Below are 16,628 nucleotides of genomic sequence, written 5' to 3'. Positions count from 1 at the left end.
GTCAGTCGCCTCCGCCCTGCTGCCATTTGCGCCGCTGCAGGCCGAAATAGCTGAACAGGATCGCCGCCAGCAGGAAGGGGATCATGGCGACCGCGATCGCGGCGCCCTCGCCGAGCTGGCCGCCCGAAATGCCGCGCTGGAAGGAGAGCGTCGCCATCAGGTGCGTGGCGTTGACCGGGCCGCCGCGCGTCAGCACGTAGATGAGCTGGAAGTCGGTGAAGGTGAACAGCACCGAGAAGGTCATGGTGATGGCGATGATGGGGGTCAGCAGCGGCAGCGTGACATAACGAAAGAGCTGCCAGCGGGTGGCGCCGTCGAGCGTGGCGGCCTCGTAAAGCGATTGCGGGATGGTCTGCAGGCCGGCGAGCAGCGTGATCGCCACGAAGGGGATGCCGCGCCAGACATTGGCCGCGATGACCGAGGCGCGGGCGTTCTCGGGGTCGCCGAGGAAATTGATGCGGGTGTCGATGATGCCGAGCTCGATCAGCGCCCAGGAGATGATCGAGAACTGGGAATCGTAGATCCACCAGAACGCGATGGCCGAGAGCACGGTCGGCACGACCCAGGGCAGGAGGATCACGGCGCGGAAGAAGGATTTCAGCGGCAGGTTCTCATTGAGGAGAAGGGCGAGCCACAGGCCGAGCACGAATTTCAGGATCGAGGCCGAGACCGTGTAGAGCAGCGTGTTGAAGACCGAGAGCCAGAAGATGGCGTCGTCCCAGAGGTATTCATAGTTCTCCAGGCCGATGAAGATGCCCGGACGGCCGATTCGCGCGTCGGTGAAGCCGAGCCAGACGCCCAAGCCCAGCGGATAGGTGAGGAAGACGAGAAGCAACGCCGCCGCCGGCAGCATGAAGCCGAAGGACAGGAAGCCGCGGCTTTCGCCAAGCCGCTTCGACAGCGGCGGGCGGGCAGGGGTGGCGACGATGGTGGTGGAGGCCATGGGTTCATCCTCGGCGGTCAAGTGTGCCCCCTCCACCACGCTTCGCGTGGTCCCCCTCCCCCGCTTCGCAGGGGAGGAATCGGTGCCGCCGCCGGCACACCCTGGATCCTCCCCCGTTTACGGGGGAGGGGGACCGCCGTAGGCGGTGGAGGGGGCGTTGGTTCTGTCGTCGCCTACACCCGATAATACCGGTTGGCGCGCTTCTCGGCTTCCTCCATCGCCTCCTGCGGCGTCGCCTGGCCGGTGACGGCCTTGGCGTACATGTCGACCAGCACGTAGTCGGCCATGGTGGCGGCCGACGCGTAGCCGAGCGGTCCGGCATAGCCGTTCGGACGCAGCGTCTCCGATGCTCTGGAATAGGCCGCGGCGTTGGGGTCTTCCGACCAGATCGGGTTGTTGGCGAAGGCCTTCAGCGTCTGGCAGCAATAGCCGAGCGAGCCCTTGATCCAGTCGCTCATCTGGGCCTCCTCGAACATGAATTGAAGGTAGGCCTTCGCCGCGTTCGGGTATGGCGTGTAGTTGAAGATGACGCCGACCGTGGTCTGGTGCAGCTCGACCGACTGGCCGACCGGACCGATCGGCAGGTTGGTGGTGCGGATGTCCTTGGCTATCTCGGTGAGCTTCGGATCGTTGTCCTTATTGATCTGCGCGGTCCGGTAGGCCGAGATGCCGTTGGCGATGACACCGAGTTCGCCGGCGAGGAAGGCGCGGTTGTTGTTGACGTCGAGCCAGCTCTCGGTGCCCGGGATGAAGGTCTTGTAGAGCTCCATCGCGTATTCGAGCGACTTCATCGTCTCGGGGCTGTTGATGACGACCTTGCCTGTTTCGTCGACCATCTTGCCGCCGTGACTCCACAACAGCCAGTGGGCGTAGTTGTTGCCGTCGCCGACGCCGTGGCCGTGGGTGAATCCTGCGGGATGACCGATCTTCTGCATTGCCTTGCAGAGCTCCAGGAAGCCCGCGGTGTCCTTGGGGAATTCCGAGAAGCCGGCTTCCTTGACCCAGCTGTCGCGGTAGACGATGGCGTTGCCGATGGCCGCTACCGGCAGGCCGATGAACTTGCCGTCGCGGGTGGCATAGCCCTTGGGGCCGTCATACCAGCCGCCATATTTGGCGCCGAGATATTCGCCGATGTCGCTGACGTCGAGCAGCTTGTCCGGATATTGGTGGGCGTCGTCGAACCAGACGAGCATGAGGTCGGGGCCCGACCCGACATTCGCGGCGACGGCGGCCTTCGGGCGGATGTCCTCCCAGCTTTCCTTGTCGACGCGCACCTCGACGCCGGTGGCGTCGCTGAAGCGCTTGGTGTTGGCGAGCCAGGCATCCTCGTCGCCCTGCACGAAAGGCGACCAGCGCAGCAGCCTGAGCTTCGCGCCGGGCTCCGGCGTGAAAGTCAGCGCGTCCTGGGCGAAGGCGGGCGTGCCCAGGAACCGGGTGCCCACCGCGCCGGCAGCCGCCGCGGCGGTGGTGCGGATGATATCGCGTCTGGTAAATTTCATGTCATTTCCTCCTTGGTGAATCTTTGAGATCGATGTGTCGTCCCGGTTGCGCGGGCGTCAGAGCCGCTTTCCGGTTTCTCCGTTGAACAAGTGTATGAGTTGCGGCTCGGCGGCCAGCCTGACGGTCTGGCCTGGCTCGAAGGCATGGCGCTCGCGGAAATTCGCGGCGATGTCCTCGCCGCCCGGCGTGCGGCCGATGATCTGGATTTCCGAGCCGGTCGGCTCGACGACGACGATCTCCACCGGAAAACCCTGGTCGGAGAGCTGTAGGTGCTCGGGGCGGATGCCGAGCACGACCGGCGTGCCCTTTTGGGCTCCGGCCGAGCCGTTGAGCGGCAGTGAAACGCCGCCCTTGCCGTGGAAGGCCGGGCTTCCTTCGCCGCCGATCTCGCCGCGCAGGAAATTCATCGCCGGGGAGCCGATGAAGCTCGCGACGAAAAGATTGTCGGGGCGGTCGTAGAGGTCGAGCGGCCGGCCGATCTGCTCGACGATGCCGTCATGCATGACGACGATCTTGTCGGCCATGGTCATCGCCTCGATCTGGTCGTGCGTGACGTATACGGTGGTTGTTTTGAGGCGCTGGTGCAGCTCCTTGATCTCGGCGCGCATGGCCACGCGCAGCTTGGCGTCGAGGTTGGACAGCGGCTCGTCGAACAGGAAGACCTGCGGATCGCGCACGATGGCGCGGCCCATGGCGACGCGCTGGCGCTGGCCGCCGGAGAGCTGGCGCGGATAGCGCGACAGGAGCGGGATGAGGCCGAGGATCTCGGCGGCGCGCTGGACGCGCGCGTCGCTTTCGGCCTTGGGCGCGTTCTTCAGCATCAGCGAGAAAGCCATGTTCTCTGCCACCGTCATGTGCGGGTAGAGCGCATAGTTCTGGAACACCATGGCGATGTCGCGCTCTTTGGGCGCGACATTGTTGACCACGCGCTCGCCGATCGAGATGGTTCCGCCGGTGATGCCTTCCAGCCCGGCGATCATCCTGAGCAGGGTGGACTTGCCGCAGCCCGAGGGGCCGACCAGCGTGACGAATTCGCCATCGAGGATGTCGATGCTCACGCCGTGCAGGATTTCAGTCGAACCAAACGATTTTCGGACTTCGCGAATTCCGACAGACGCCATCGTTCCTCCCGAACGGCTGTTTCGCGACGCCCTTCGAGGAAAGCGTCAATCTCCTTGGGCCGCCGCCTGCTGTGCGCAGATCTCGCGAACCAGAATGGTAGCGCTACCCAAAGCGCGATGTAAAGTCATCCTTACGACCAATATGGCGCGCCTCGGACGGAGGGCAAGCTCGACGGTCATTCGCGCGATGCCGAGAGGGGACCGGCGCCGGCGCGGCGCTGCACCTCTCCGAAGGCCTGCTGCAGGCGCGGATTCATGCGGATCGATTCCCGGCCCGCCGCAATCAGCAGGTCGACTTGATCGGCCGGCAGTTTCAACCGCGTCGCGATATCGTTGAGCTTTGCGCGCTCGGGCTCAGGGAAATCGTCGAAGGAGACGTCCTCGACGACGAGGTCGACGTCGCTGCAGTTCCAGCCGGCGAGCGAGCCGCGATATCTCCTGACCGTCTCGCCGGGTAGGCCGCAGCGCCAGGCGATCAGCTGACCGCGCCAGATCTCGACCGCCAGCTTGAGCGCGTCGAATTCGTCGCGGACCGAGGAGCGGATGCCTGCGTTCGAGATGGCGCTGACCATGTCGGGGAGTTTCGGGCCGCTCTTCGTCTTCACCCAGTCGCCATCGGTGCGGATGCTGGCGTCGGCAACGATGAAGACGAAAGTCCGCATCCTGACCGCCTCTTCCGCGGAGAGCGGACTATGGGCCGCTTTCGCGGCGGCTCGCGCCATCGAGAAGCCGGTGACGCCGATATTGTCGGTCAGCCCGCCGTCGAGCAGCTTGATGTATTCGACTTTGGGGTCGTTCTGATAGGTGTCCAGCGCCCGCCCATAGGCCTTGAGGCGCAACGAGGCGGCAGGGTCGGCGAGCGCGCGGGTCAGCCATTTCGGCCGCTCGTAGTTGCATTTCGCGGCGGTGGCCGTGGTCGAGACGACGAGCGGCTTGAAGACCACCGGGAAGGCGGCCGAGGCGGCGACCGCATCGGCAATGCGCACCTGTTCGAGATCGCTGCAAAGCGCGGCGAAGGTGTCATGGGTGAAATCGAACGGCGTGCCGTTATAGATATCCGAAGCATTGATCCAGACGATCGGCGCATCCTTGCGCTTGAAGGCGCTGTAGGTATTGCCGTCGAACACATTGCGGTCGAGCCAGTCGGCGAAGGTGGAGCGGTCGTTGGCGCCGCCATTGTAGACGCGGATGAGGTTTAGCGGCGAGATGCGCGAATGCAGTTCCTTTTCGGCGTTCTGCAGCAGGAAACGTTCGCGCAGATCGACATAGCCGCGGCCCTTGTAGCCGAAATAGGCGGCGGGTACCGCGCCGCCCGACGTGCCGGAGATCATTCGGATATCGTCGACTGCCGTGCGCCGCATCGGATGATGGTCGACGACAACCTCGTCGAGCCCGCGCAGCACGCCATAACCGAAGGCGGCGGCGCGCGTGCCGCCACCGGAGATGGCGAGGCCGACCACCATCGAGCCGTCGTCTGAAGGGTCAGGGATGTATTCGAACGAGGGTCGGCGGGCTTCGGCGACATGGGTGTTGATCGGGCCGACATCCGTCAGGGTACAGGCCGAAAGGGCCATACCGACAAAGGCCAAACAGGCAAGACCACGCGCCCGACGCATCCGCAACCACCGATCCTGTCGGAGCCGATCCTGCCGCAGCCATCGACTTCGTGCAACTGTAGGTCGATTACCTGTTCGACCCAAGGCTGACCTTACTGGCGCAGTGCGACCGTTCTGCTACGGTTTCGGCACAACCGGCAACCGGTCAGGCCACAGGCTTCATGTCGGCGATGACCGTCGGCAGCAGCTCCGACACAGTCGGATGGATCGGCACCATGCGCTGCATGACGGTGTAGGGCGCTCTGGCATACATCAAGTCCAGAATGCCATGCACGACCTCGTCGCCGCTGGCGCCGAGCAATGCCGCGCCGAGCAACTCCTTCGTGTCGGCGTCGGCGACGATCTTCATGAAGCCCTTGGTCTCGCCGCGTTCGACCGCACGGCCGACTTGCGTCATCTGCCGCGTGCCGACCAATATCTTGCGGCCGGATTTCCTCGCCTCCGTCTCGGTCATGCCGGCGCGGCCGAGCGGCGGGTCGATGTAAAGCGCGTAGGCGGTCTTGCGGTCGCTGACGCGGCGGCTGTCTCCGTCGAGCAGGTTGGCGGCGACGATCTCGAAGTCGTTGTAGGCGGTATGGGTGAAGGCGCCGCGTCCGTTGCAGTCGCCCAGCGCGTAGATGTGCGGCTGGCTGGTGCGCAATTCGTCGTCGACGGCAATGTAGCCGCGTTCGTCGATTTTCACGCCTGCCTTGTCGAGGCCGAGATCGTCCGTATTTGGGACGCGGCCGATGGCGAGCAGAACATGCGTGCCGGGCACGTCGCGGTCGCCGCTCTTGCAGTCGACATGCACGCAGACACCGTCCGCGTGCGGGGAGAAGCTGATGCATTCGGCGTCGAGCCGGAAAGCGATGCCTTCCTCCTCAAGGATGGCCTTGATGGCGTCGGAAATGTCGGGGTCCTCGCGGCCGATCAGGCGCGGCCCCTTCTCGACGACGGTGACCCGGCTGCCGAAGCGGCGGTACATCTGGGCGAATTCGAGCCCGATATAGGAGCCTCCGACAATGACCAGATGTTCGGGCAGGAAGTCGATGTCCATGATGGTGGAGTTGGTCAGGTAGCTGACCTTGTGGATGCCGGGCATATTAGGCACGTTGGCGCGGCCGCCGACATTGATGAAGATGCGGCCGGCGGAAATCGTTTCGCCGTTGACGCTGACCTCGTGCGGCGAGAGGAACGTCGCGTGGCCGCGAAAGACGGTGCAGCGCTCCATGCCGTCGAGCCAGCCCTCGGTGCCCGAGCGGGAGTCCAGCGTCACCTTGTCCTTGCGCGCCTTGACCGCCTTCATGTCCATCCCGACGTCGCCGCCTGTCGAGAAGCCATAGTCGGCGGCGCGGCGCGCCAGATGCGCGGCATAGGCACTGGCGACCATGGTCTTGGTCGGCTTGCAGCCGGTGTTGACGCAGGTGCCGCCGAAAAATTTTCGTTCGATCATGGCGACGGTCTGACCGGCGGCGGTCAGACGTCCGGCCATGGAAGGGCCGGCCTGGCCGGCCCCGATGATGATGGCATCGAACTTCCTGGTCATGCGACCGCCGAGACGACCCACAGCGCGAGCAGGATGGCGACGGCGTCCTCGATGATGGCGGCGGGCAGGTCGCGGCCGAAGGCGCGGGCGAGCCGGGCGCGCATCTCCGCGCCGCCATAGGTGCCGATCACCGTGCCGATGACGCCGGCGATCAGCCCGGCGATGAGCGCGCCGCCGGCCGTGCCGATGATGGCGCCGGTGAAGGCGCCGCTGACGAGGCGCGTGCCGAATTGCTGAGGCACCTTGCGGCTGGGCGTCGAGGGAAGCTGGTCGGTGACGAGTTCGACGAGCGCCAGCACGGAAAAGACGGCGACCGCGATCCAGTGGCCCATGAAGCCGGCCCAGGTGCCGGCCAGCGGCAGCCAGCCGAGCCAGGCGCCCCAGGCGACGGCGGCCGGCGCGATCATGGCGCGAAGACCGGCGACGACGCCGATCAGCAAAGCAAGCAGATAAAGCATGAAGTCCCCTCGTTGGTTCGGTGTCGACGGGATCGCCGTTCAGCGGCGAGACCGCCCTCGCGGGGCCGGTTGCGGGCAAGGTAGCGGAGAAGGAAAGGCGAGGCCAGACACCGTGAAGGGTCGGATGCGGTATGCTGACGCCGTCAATAGTCATCGCCCGCGACAGGCGTCCAGATCACGTCCTCCACCGTGCGGGCGCCCGTGGCCAGCATGACGAGGCGGTCGAAGCCCAGCGCGGAGCCTGAGGCTTCCGGCATGATGCGAAGCGCGGCGAGGAAATCCTCGTCGAGCGGGTAGCGCTCGCCGTAGATCTTTTCTTTCTCGTCCATGTCGGCCTCGAAGCGGCCGCGCTGTTCTTCCGGGTCGGTCAGTTCGCCGAAAGCGTTGGCAAGCTCGACGCCGCAGCAATAGAGTTCGAAGCGCTCGGCTACCCTGGCGTCGCGCGGGCTCGGGCGGGCAAGCGCTGCCTCCGGGATCGGGTATTCGTGGAGGATGGTGGCGCGGCCCACGCCGAGATTGGGCTCTATCCGCTCGACCATGACCCTGCTGAAGAGGTCGGTCCAGGTGTCGTCGGTGGCGGTGCGCATGCCGGCGGCGTGGACAGCGGCATGCAGCGCGTCGCGATCGGTCGCACCGTCGCCGCCGACGGTAGCCAGGAGGTCAATGCCGGCATGGCGCCCAAAGGCGTCGGCGACGGTCAGCCGTTCCGGTTCGGCAAAGGGGTCGGCCTCGCGGCCGCGAAAGGCGAAACTTTCCGCGCCGGCGCGCTCGGCGGCGAGGGAGAGCAGCGCCGCGCAGTCTTCCATCAGGCTCTCATAGGTCTCGCCGGCGCGATACCATTCCAGCATGGTGAATTCGGGATGGTGAAGCGGGCCGCGCTCGCGGTTGCGCCAGACGGGGCCGAAGCTGAAAATCCTTTGCTCGCCGGCAGCGAGAAGCTTCTTGCAGGCGAATTCCGGCGAGGTGTGGAGGTAGAGCGGGGAGCGCGTCGCGTCGGGCAGGATTGCTTCGGTGGCGAAAGCCGAGAGATGCGTCTCGTTGCCGGGCGAGATCTGAAGGGCGGCGGTCTGGACCTCGACGAAGTCGCGGTGGGCGAACCAGTCGCGGATGGCGGTGGCGATGGCGTTGCGCTGCAGCAGGCGGGGCCGCCGGTCGGCATGTCGGTGGGGCGCCCACCAGGGCGAAGCTGCGGTCATAGGGGCTCCGGGACGTTTCAGGGGTCCATACCTATTCCCGCTCATGTGGGGAAGGGCAGCGTCGCGGAGGGACCCCCATCTCGATCGGCTTTGCCGATCGAGATGGCCGGGTCCCCGCTGCTTTGCAGCGTCCCGGCGGGCGCCGGCCTTTCGCCATGCCACCGGCATGACGAATTCGCTTCGCGAACCGGCTGCTCACCCACGCAAGGGCGGAGGGTTGGGTGCCGGGGCTGGCGGCGGCCTGAAAGATGCGCTAAGCGGCAGCGGACGGCTCGTTGAGCCAAAAAGATCGCCGATCCGCTCGTTTCAGGAAAGTCCACCCGTGAAGGTCATCGCCAGTTCGCTCCGCAAAGGCAATGTCGTCGACAAGGACGGCAAGCTCTATGTGATCCTGTTCGCCGAGAACATCCATCCCGGCAAGGGCACGCCTGTGACGCAGCTCGACATGCGCCGCATCTCAGACGGCGTGAAGGTGTCGGAGCGCTACCGCACCACCGAACAGGTCGAGCGCGCCCATGTCGAGGATCGCGAGCACACTTTCCTCTACAGCGACGGCGAGGGCTTCCACTTCATGAACCCGGAGACCTACGACCAGATCGCGGTGTCGAAGGACGTGGTCGGCGACGCGGCGCCCTACCTGCAGGAGGGCATGGCGGTTTCGCTCTCGGTGCATGATGGCGTCGGCATCGCCATCGTGCTGCCGCAGCGCGCGACCTTCGAGGTGGTGGAGACCGAGCCGACGACCAAGGGCCAGACGGCGTCTTCCTCCTACAAGCCGGCGCTGCTTTCCAACGGCGTCAAGACCACCGTGCCGCCGCACATCGCGGTCGGCACGCGCGTCGTGGTGATGACCGCCGACGGGGCCTATGTGGAACGCGCGAAGGACTGAGCATTAGATCGGCGCCGAGCAAATAGCCAACTGAAGCGAGCGACGCGGCATGTGAGGTCGAGTGTAGCTGATCCTCCAGACTAGTTTGGAGGTTGCAAGCGCTTCCGCTTGAAAAACGATCTGGGATTGATCCAGTCGCAAAACATATCCGAAGTTGCAAAAAAGCCTTCGAACCGGCTCGGGAGCCTCGCGGCTTCCAAATGACGGTCTTTTATCGCAATTAGCGACGAAATGGCGTCGAAGTCTGTTATGATTAGGACACTCTTTTCCTCGTCATACATCTTGCTCAATTTACCCCTGAACTTGTCCCGTATGGACAACTCCGTGCTAAGCAAAACCTCTGCTGCGACCGACGTGGGACGTTCGTCGAATTCGTCGTCCACTATGAGGTTCGAAATCCCCAGACTCTTACACATTTCTCCTAGAGCGGTTTCGCAAATCGCAGGAAACTGATCCTCCTCCGGGAGATAGAGATCGGTCTGGTCGGCAAATTCGAGGATTTGGCGAATAAGATTTTCGTCGGAATCGTCTCGTCTGAATTCAACGGTGGCCATCCAAGCAGCCAAGGAAAACTCAGGGAACGGCCGTCCCCCTACAATGGCATTCACGTGCTCCCATGACACCGGCTGTCCAAGCTTCTTTATCGTCGCGTCAAAATCGTCTGGGGCTGAGTTCGGACGATCTCGGCTTTCGAGCACGAGTTTCATGAACTCTGCCGAAGAAATGCGGTCGATATGCTCCGGGCTGAAAGCCGCAGACCTCGGGGAGTAGCCGGGTACGCGAAAAAAAGGGTGAAGCGCCACGAATACGTGGTCGTATACGTTTTCCCACCAACGCAGGACAGGGATGTCGTGCGACGGGTAAGTGATCGAGCGATCGAGGTTGTAGAATTCAGGCGTAGTCATCGAACTCGATAGAAGCTTCCAACCGCCAGCACGGCGATCAGAAGCTTTCTACTACGTCAGAACAAAACGTTGTCCTAGTCCGTGAGATGCCGAACCTCAGAACAGCCCCTCGATCTGGCCTTTGTCGTTGAGGAATATCTTCTCCGACGAGGGCGCCTTGGGCAGGCCGGGCATGGTCATGACCTCGCCGCAGATGACGACGACGAAGCCGGCGCCGGCCGACAGCCTGACCTCGCGGATCGGCACGGTGTGGCCGGTGGGCGCGCCGCGCAAATTGGGGTCGGTCGAGAAGGAATACTGGGTCTTGGCCATGCAAACCGGCAGCTTGCCGTAGCCGGCGTCTTCCCACTGCTTGAGCTGGTCGCGGATCGACTTGTCGGCGATCGCCTCCGAGCCGCGGTAGATGCGCTGCACGATGGTGTTGATCTTCTCAAACAGCGGCATCGCGTCGGGATAAAGTGGCGCGAATTGCGACGAGCCGGACTCGGCAAGCGACACGATCTTGTGCGCGAGCTCCTCGATGCCGGCCGAGCCATGCGCCCAGTGCTTGCACAGGATCGCCTCCTCGCCCATCGAGGCGACATAGTCCTTCATCGCCTGGATCTCGGCGTCGGTGTCGGAATAGAAATGGTTGATGGCGACCACGGCCGGCACGCCGAACTGCTTCACGTTCTCGATGTGGCGGCCGAGATTGGCGCAGCCCTTCTTCACCGCCTCGACATTCTCCTTGCCGAGGTCTTCCTTCTTGACGCCGCCGTTCATCTTCATGGCGCGCACGGTGGCGACGATAACGGCCGCCGCGGGCTTCAGTCCTGCCTTGCGGCACTTGATGTCGAAGAATTTTTCGGCGCCGAGGTCGGCGCCGAAACCGGCTTCGGTGACGACATAGTCGGCGAGCTTCAGCGCGGTGGTGGTGGCGACGACCGAGTTGCAGCCATGCGCGATGTTGGCGAAGGGGCCGCCATGCACGAAAGCCGGGTTGTTCTCCAGCGTCTGAACGAGGTTGGGCTGCATGGCGTCCTTGAGCAGAACGGCCATGGCGCCGTCGGCTTTCAGGTCGCGGGCATAGACCGGGGTCTTATCGCGGCGATAGGCGACGATGATGTCGCCGAGGCGTTTTTCCAGATCCTTGAGGTCGGTGGCGAGGCAGAGGATCGCCATGACCTCGGAAGCCACGGTGATGTCGAAGCCGGCCTCGCGCGGGAAACCGTTGGCGACGCCGCCGAGCGACACGATGATCTGACGCAGCGCGCGGTCGTTCATGTCCATGACGCGGCGCCACACCACGCGGCGGATGTCGATGCCGAGCTCGTTGCCCCAGTAGATGTGGTTGTCGATCAGCGCCGAGAGCAAATTGTGCGCGGTGGTGATGGCGTGGAAGTCGCCGGTGAAGTGGAGGTTCATGTCCTCCATCGGCACGACCTGCGCGTAGCCGCCGCCGGCCGCACCGCCCTTAACGCCGAAGTTCGGTCCGAGAGACGCCTCGCGGATGCAGGTGATCGCCTTTTTGCCGATGCGGTTCAGCCCGTCGCCGAGGCCCACGGTCGTGGTTGTCTTTCCTTCGCCGGCGGGCGTCGGGTTGATGGCGGTGACCAGGATCAGCTTGCCGTCCTTGCCGCCTCTCTTGGAGGCGATGAACTCGGCCGAGATCTTCGCCTTGTCGTGGCCGTAGGGCAAAAGATGCTCGGAGGGGATGCCGAGCTTGGCGCCGATCTCCATGATCGGCTTCTTCTTGGCCGCGCGGGCGATCTCGATGTCGGATTTCACTTCGGCCATGACGGCTTTCCCTCGAACTGGACGGTTGTGGCGGTGGTTTCGGTTGTACGCGGCAGCGCGGAACGGCCACGCGAAATTGCGCGGCGATCTAAGCTTTCCGCTGCGGCTTCGTCAACCAGCATGCAAGAATGTTTCCCTGTAAGAAACTGTGCAGGTGCTGATGAGTTCTCGGGCACCTGCGCAATTGCGTGGCGCATAGAGCCTCAGCGCCATCTTTCGCGCCGTCTCAAAACAGGCGCGGAATGAACCGAAAGCGACAACAGGCCAATACAATCAGGGGGTGCATTATTTCCTATTTACAAACTAGAGTTGAGATTGCATGGTTAGGGACAACCATGGAGGGGCGGGCGTGGCAAGAGAAGTCAACACCAACGACTCGTATTTAGACAGAGTCAAAAAGCTCATACCGGCAGAGGTAAGTGCAGCGTTTCTGGCGTTGAACGCGTCGATCCCACTGGACGATCGCTTCCTCGTCTATGTCATCGGATTCTTCGTTATCCTTGTTCCGATTTGCGTTCTCTACCTGCGGGTACTGGAGAAAGTTTCTAGTCTTCGGCAGGTTGGATTCATCAATGGTATCGCGTTCCCGGTTTGGGCGCTGAACATCGCCATCGATCGTCTTGAGTTCATGCAGGACAAGCTTTTCCTCTCGTCCGGCTTGCTCGTTCTTGTGACGTTGCTGGTTCCGCTGATCCCGGGAGGAAACCAAGGCGTCCCGGCGGTGCTTCCGAAGCCATGAAAAACAGCCAGCCAAAATCAGGAATCTTTTCGGTAGCCGCCATCCTGCTGCTGACCGCAGTCACATCTGCAGAAGCACAACGTGTCCACAGATCGAGATTCTATGAGAATACACCGTTTGGGTCCCTTGCATGGGTTCGAGGCTCCGGAACCCAAGAGAGAGCTCGGTCTATGGTTACCATAGACAATCTTTCAGAGGAGAACTGCATCAACCTCCCATCATCGGGCACGCAATGGTTTCTGATTAACCATCGCGACGACGGCCTCGACGGGCAGACAGGCTATTTCTCGATAAGGATACTCTATCAGTCGGGATCGACCGATCGCGACTACATACGCCAAGGCATCCACATACAGCGCAACGGGAACTGGTATGACGAGGCGGGACATCAGATCAAAGCTGGCCACGAGCGAAATCCGGAACAGATAAAACTTTCGGGGGAGCAGTTCATATCATTGCATGATCCCCGAAGCGGCAAAGAGGCAAGCAATCTCGCCGCCTTGGTAAGCAACCTGGGCGCCTGGCATATGAAGCCTACGCTTGAAGAGGAAACATCCTGGACCGATCGCTATTTATACGGCGCGACGTTGAAAGCTTATGCGAGCGATAAAACAGGCGCGATCAGCGCCCGCCTGATTAGGTTCACGGCGACATCAAGCAGCAGTTCCGGCGAGCCTGTGCTGTTTTGGATAGATCCTCGCGGCGCAGAATCTGCGCTGATCCTGGTGGATGCGCCAAGGCATGAGTACCAAGGATCACGGCGGGTCTATCAAATCAAATTCGGCGGGAAGTGCTCGTAACCTGTGGGCCCCCTACTGCTGCAGAACGTTGCTGATCTCGACCAGGTTCGAGCGCACGCGCAGCACGTAGAAGCCCATTGTCGTCAGGTGGGTGGCGAACATGCCGTCCTCGCTGCTGTTGGCGATGATCCAGGGCCGGATGCGCAGCGCGGAGACGAACTGTGCGTCCATCGTCTGCCACAGATTGCCGAGGTTGCGCTGCTTGATCACGTCCTCGAAGTCGGCCTCCGCCGCCTTCATCAGCCCGTAATAGGCATAGAGTTGACCGTAGGAGAACCAGTAGCGGTCGTCGGCGCGCGGATCGAAGAAGCCGTAGTTGTAGTTCTCCGCGCGGTCCTTGAGGATGGCCGAGGTCGAGCCGATGTCGGAGGCAATGCGATCCAGATACTGCTTCAGATTGTCGGCGCGCGCGTCGAAGGCAGCCTGACAGTTCTCGAGGCGCGTATTGAACGAGCGCCATTTGGTGATCGCATCGCGATAGTAGCTCGGCGTCGGCGTCTTCGGACCAAACGGGTTCAGGCCGAAATACCAGGTCTCCTCGTCGAACTGGATGTTCCCGCGCGCGTCCTGCAGGTCGTTGTCGATCTGCGAGGTCGTGCGGATGCGGCCGAGATTGTCGGCGAGTTCCGTTGCCGTGCGCCGCACCGCCTGGTTGATGCCGCGCTGGAACGACGCCTTGTTGTCCATGAACGGCGTATGGTCCCAGTCGATGCCGAACAGGCCGAGCTTGTAGAGGATCATCGACGAGATCCAGGCGTTCTGGTTGACGTTGAAGTCGGTGAGGTCGGCGGTGATTTCGGTGATGGCGGACTTGCCGCATGTCCGCGTGGTGTCGGTACCCCCGCCGGCGGTCACCTGCTCGCCGGCCGAGACGTTGCGGTTCTGGAAGCTGTAGGCGTCGATGTAGTCGGGGTTGAAGTTCCGCCAGAACTGCGTCTGGTAAAAGAGGTTGGCGTAGAGTCCGATGAACACGAGAAGCGCCAGGCCAAGCACCGTCTTCAGGATCCAGCCGCGATGGGTGTACCAGCGGCCGGCCCACAGGAACGGCCAAAGGATGATGCCGATGACGAAGCCGATGCCGCGGCCGATCCACTGGAAAACCCGGGTGAAGAAATTCACGATCGGATCGAGCATGCGGGCATCCCTTCGTTCCCGGACGTGTTCCGGGCGATCCTAGTCGACCAGCCCGTAGAGGCGCGCGCGAAAACCCGCCTCGTCCTTCAGATATGTGGTTTTCAGCGTGTCCACAACATGAGCGCGCCAGAGTTCGGGCCAGCCCTCGTAGTCCCCGTAGAAGCCCTGCTTGTTGAAGATGTAGCGCGAGACGAAGTCCGACGGCACGAAGTCCGAGATCAGCCGGTTGGTCAGCCAGGCATCCGGATGGTCGGGCTTGGCGCGCACGACCAGGAACCGGTGCAGCGGGAAGATCTCATCGAGCTTCAGCTGGCCGTACTGGGCGATCTCGCGCTTGGCTGCGTTGAGGAAGGGGAAGGCGCCCTCGCTGGCGATGAGGCTTGCATTGGAATGGATCCATGTCTGAAGCCAGACCTTGTCTGCCTGCCTGAGGTCGCGCTTGGGCTCGGCGTCGCGGATCAGGCTCCTGATCGTCATCTCGGCGCGATGCTCGAGGTAGCCCGAGGTCTCCAGCCACGAGGCGCGGGGCAGTTCGATGCGGCCGGTGGAGGCGAGGAAGCGGAACACGCGGTCGGCGTCGTGGATCGACAGATAGCTCACCTGCCAGGGCCGGGAGCGGCGAAAGCCCGGCGCCGTCGGATCGGAGATCACGGTGGTCATGTCAGGATCGACAAAGACATAGAGGCCGCCGAAGTGGCTGGTCCAGTAGGCGTTGTGGCGGAAGATCACCTGGTCCGGCACCAGCGCGTTCTCGCGGATATCGCCGGTGACCTTCGCCAGCTCGACCATGCGGTTCAGCATGCGGTCGTCGCGCCAGGCGTCGGGTTCCTGCTTGAGGCGGTCGACGAGGCGGCCAAGCTCGGAGGCCTTGCCGAGCACGTCCTCGGCCGACAGCACGCGGAACTCGACCTGGTTGATGGAGAGAAGGTCCTCGATGTCCTCGACCCTGGAGACGGAATCCTCGATCTCGCCGTAGATCACGTCCTTGATGGTGAGGGCATCGATGGCGCGCGCGTTCTTCTGGAAGAATTCGTAGACCAGCTGCGAGGTGTTGGAGAAGGCGGTGTGGACGACCGGCAGGTCCTGCTGCGAGGGGGTCAGGATGATGAAACGGCGGTTGACCTCGTTGGGGTCGAGATACTGGTAGTCGCCGAGTTCCTCCGCGATCTCAGGCGAGAAGCCGGTGCGATCGATCTCGAAGGATTTGAGCTGCGTCGGCTTCAGGCCGAACGCGGTCAGCGCCTTGTTGTAGCGGTCGATGAGATGCGGCTCCTCGACAGGCAGCAGGCGGCCGTAGATGAGCTCGTTGTCGCGCAGGAGGTTCATGGTCAGATTTGCCCCTCACCCTTACCCTCTCCCCGTGAAGAACGGGGAGAGAGTGGCGTCTTCCTTGAGCTTCGCTCGTCGCCCTTTCTGCCAGGCAGTAAGTGCGAGGGATACGAGCTCGACGCTCGCGAACCCCTCTCCCCGTTCTTCACGGGGAGAGGGTAAGGGTGAGGGGCGGCACGGAGCATCAATTGATGGTCTCCCTATAGTTTGCCGCGGCTGTGAACCGCAAATCCGGCGCAACGACGGGGTCGAGGCGTCGGTCCAGCGCGGCAAGTATGGTATCAACCACGGCGTCCAGCTCTTTCAGCGCGTCGATATTCCAGAACCGCAGGACGGACCAGCCCTCACCGACCATGAATTGATCACGCCTGCGATCATAGTCGCTGTCTGCATGCTGGCTGCCATCCAATTCAATGACGAGGCGTTCTTCTCGACAAGCAAAGTCGGCAAAGTAGGGACCGATCGAGAATTGGCGCGTGAACTTTGCGCCGTTCAACTGACGGTTCTGAAGGGTCGACCACAGCGCGCGTTCCGCGTCGTTGTCGGCCTTGCGCAACGAACGGGCGCGATTGGTGCGTGCAGTCTGTGGTCCGCGCATGGCGCCGCCCCTCACCCTTACCCTCTCCCCGTGAAAAACGGGGAGAGGGGGACGTCATCACCGCGCGGCACCCACCGCCTTTTCTGCCAGGCGGCAAGG

General features: G+C 63.0%; 15 protein-coding genes. 3 read left to right on the top strand and 12 right to left on the bottom strand.

What is annotated here, in order from left to right; translation table 11 throughout:
- Position 1 precedes the first annotated feature (1 nt).
- The 7 genes from ABLE71_RS20310 to epmA all read right to left on the bottom strand — a co-directional run bounded on the left by ABLE71_RS20310 (position 2) and on the right by epmA (position 8,359).
- Entirely contained in the window at positions 2–853 is an 852-nt protein-coding gene (locus ABLE71_RS20310) for a sugar ABC transporter permease (RefSeq protein WP_348785587.1), read from the bottom strand.
- A 263-nt stretch (positions 854–1,116) separates the two neighbouring features.
- Positions 1,117–2,442, bottom strand: coding sequence for an ABC transporter substrate-binding protein (locus ABLE71_RS20305; protein ID WP_348785299.1), 1,326 nt, complete (start codon positions 2,440–2,442; stop codon positions 1,117–1,119).
- A gap of 57 nt (positions 2,443–2,499) precedes the next feature.
- Positions 2,500–3,564 carry a sn-glycerol-3-phosphate ABC transporter ATP-binding protein UgpC gene (gene ugpC, locus ABLE71_RS20300; protein ID WP_348785298.1) on the bottom strand — a complete coding sequence of 355 codons (1,065 nt, stop codon included), beginning with the start codon at positions 3,562–3,564 and terminating at the stop codon, positions 2,500–2,502.
- A 176-nt stretch (positions 3,565–3,740) separates the two neighbouring features.
- A complete protein-coding gene (locus ABLE71_RS20295) occupies positions 3,741–5,138 on the bottom strand; it encodes a patatin-like phospholipase family protein (protein WP_348785297.1) in 1,398 nt (465 codons plus the stop codon).
- 187 nt (positions 5,139–5,325) lie between these two features.
- On the bottom strand, positions 5,326–6,705 hold the full coding sequence (locus ABLE71_RS20290) for an FAD-containing oxidoreductase (RefSeq protein ID WP_348785296.1): 1,380 nt from the start codon (positions 6,703–6,705) through the stop codon (positions 5,326–5,328).
- Positions 6,702–7,163 carry a DUF4126 domain-containing protein gene (locus tag ABLE71_RS20285; RefSeq protein WP_348785295.1) on the bottom strand — a complete coding sequence of 154 codons (462 nt, stop codon included), beginning with the start codon at positions 7,161–7,163 and terminating at the stop codon, positions 6,702–6,704. The genes ABLE71_RS20290 and ABLE71_RS20285 overlap by 4 nt, the downstream gene beginning before the upstream one ends.
- 143 nt (positions 7,164–7,306) lie before the next feature.
- Positions 7,307–8,359: an EF-P lysine aminoacylase EpmA gene (epmA, locus tag ABLE71_RS20280; protein ID WP_348785294.1), complete on the bottom strand. Its 1,053-nt coding sequence runs from the start codon at positions 8,357–8,359 to the stop codon at positions 7,307–7,309.
- Between the two features lie 322 nt (positions 8,360–8,681).
- Here epmA and efp point away from each other — a divergent pair, with 322 nt between their 5' ends.
- Entirely contained in the window at positions 8,682–9,248 is a 567-nt protein-coding gene (efp, locus tag ABLE71_RS20275) for an elongation factor P (protein WP_348785293.1), read from the top strand.
- A gap of 80 nt (positions 9,249–9,328) precedes the next feature.
- Here the strand turns inward: efp and ABLE71_RS20270 are convergent, their stop codons facing one another.
- Entirely contained in the window at positions 9,329–10,153 is an 825-nt protein-coding gene (locus ABLE71_RS20270; RefSeq protein WP_348785292.1) for a DUF2711 family protein, read from the bottom strand.
- A gap of 96 nt (positions 10,154–10,249) precedes the next feature.
- Complete coding sequence (locus tag ABLE71_RS20265; RefSeq protein ID WP_348785291.1) at positions 10,250–11,929, bottom strand: formate--tetrahydrofolate ligase; 1,680 nt, start codon at positions 11,927–11,929, stop codon at positions 10,250–10,252.
- Positions 11,930–12,278: 349 nt separating this feature from the next.
- Here ABLE71_RS20265 and ABLE71_RS20260 point away from each other — a divergent pair, with 349 nt between their 5' ends.
- Together ABLE71_RS20260 and ABLE71_RS20255 are read left to right on the top strand one after the other, a co-directional pair.
- Entirely contained in the window at positions 12,279–12,668 is a 390-nt protein-coding gene (locus ABLE71_RS20260; protein WP_348785290.1) for a hypothetical protein, read from the top strand.
- 170 nt (positions 12,669–12,838) lie between these two features.
- On the top strand, positions 12,839–13,468 hold the full coding sequence (locus tag ABLE71_RS20255; RefSeq protein ID WP_348785289.1) for a hypothetical protein: 630 nt from the start codon (positions 12,839–12,841) through the stop codon (positions 13,466–13,468).
- A gap of 12 nt (positions 13,469–13,480) precedes the next feature.
- On the opposite strand, the gene ABLE71_RS20250 is transcribed toward ABLE71_RS20255, so the two are convergent.
- The 3 genes from ABLE71_RS20250 to ABLE71_RS20240 all read right to left on the bottom strand — a co-directional run bounded on the left by ABLE71_RS20250 (position 13,481) and on the right by ABLE71_RS20240 (position 16,529).
- Entirely contained in the window at positions 13,481–14,602 is a 1,122-nt protein-coding gene (locus ABLE71_RS20250) for a DUF2333 family protein (RefSeq protein WP_348785288.1), read from the bottom strand.
- Between the two features lie 39 nt (positions 14,603–14,641).
- Entirely contained in the window at positions 14,642–15,928 is a 1,287-nt protein-coding gene (locus ABLE71_RS20245) for a DUF6638 family protein (RefSeq protein ID WP_348785287.1), read from the bottom strand.
- Positions 15,929–16,115: 187 nt separating this feature from the next.
- Entirely contained in the window at positions 16,116–16,529 is a 414-nt protein-coding gene (locus ABLE71_RS20240) for a DUF559 domain-containing protein (protein ID WP_348785286.1), read from the bottom strand.
- Positions 16,530–16,628: the final 99 nt, after the last annotated feature.

Origin of the sequence: Mesorhizobium sp. KR9-304, from assembly GCF_040049215.1 — a bacterium.
GTDB lineage: Bacteria > Pseudomonadota > Alphaproteobacteria > Rhizobiales > Rhizobiaceae > Mesorhizobium_K.
This window is presented reverse-complemented; position numbering and strand designations above follow the sequence as displayed.

What these genes read in the sequence shown, in the direction of transcription:
- ABLE71_RS20265 (WP_348785291.1), bottom strand. Translation starts at nt 11,929, where the DNA reads ATGGCCGAAGTGAAATCCGACATCGAGATCGCCCGCGCGGCCAAGAAG.
- ABLE71_RS20270 (WP_348785292.1), bottom strand. Translation starts at nt 10,153, where the DNA reads ATGACTACGCCTGAATTCTACAACCTCGATCGCTCGATCACTTACCCG.
- ABLE71_RS20250 (WP_348785288.1), bottom strand. Translation starts at nt 14,602, where the DNA reads ATGCTCGATCCGATCGTGAATTTCTTCACCCGGGTTTTCCAGTGGATC.
- ugpC (WP_348785298.1), bottom strand. Translation starts at nt 3,564, where the DNA reads ATGGCGTCTGTCGGAATTCGCGAAGTCCGAAAATCGTTTGGTTCGACT.
- ABLE71_RS20295 (WP_348785297.1), bottom strand. Translation starts at nt 5,138, where the DNA reads ATGGCCCTTTCGGCCTGTACCCTGACGGATGTCGGCCCGATCAACACC.
- ABLE71_RS20305 (WP_348785299.1), bottom strand. Translation starts at nt 2,442, where the DNA reads ATGAAATTTACCAGACGCGATATCATCCGCACCACCGCCGCGGCGGCT.
- ABLE71_RS20255 (WP_348785289.1), top strand. Translation starts at nt 12,839, where the DNA reads ATGGTTACCATAGACAATCTTTCAGAGGAGAACTGCATCAACCTCCCA.
- epmA (WP_348785294.1), bottom strand. Translation starts at nt 8,359, where the DNA reads ATGACCGCAGCTTCGCCCTGGTGGGCGCCCCACCGACATGCCGACCGG.
- ABLE71_RS20240 (WP_348785286.1), bottom strand. Translation starts at nt 16,529, where the DNA reads ATGCGCGGACCACAGACTGCACGCACCAATCGCGCCCGTTCGTTGCGC.
- ABLE71_RS20310 (WP_348785587.1), bottom strand. Translation starts at nt 853, where the DNA reads ATGCTGCCGGCGGCGGCGTTGCTTCTCGTCTTCCTCACCTATCCGCTG.
- ABLE71_RS20285 (WP_348785295.1), bottom strand. Translation starts at nt 7,163, where the DNA reads ATGCTTTATCTGCTTGCTTTGCTGATCGGCGTCGTCGCCGGTCTTCGC.
- ABLE71_RS20290 (WP_348785296.1), bottom strand. Translation starts at nt 6,705, where the DNA reads ATGACCAGGAAGTTCGATGCCATCATCATCGGGGCCGGCCAGGCCGGC.
- ABLE71_RS20245 (WP_348785287.1), bottom strand. Translation starts at nt 15,928, where the DNA reads ATGAACCTCCTGCGCGACAACGAGCTCATCTACGGCCGCCTGCTGCCT.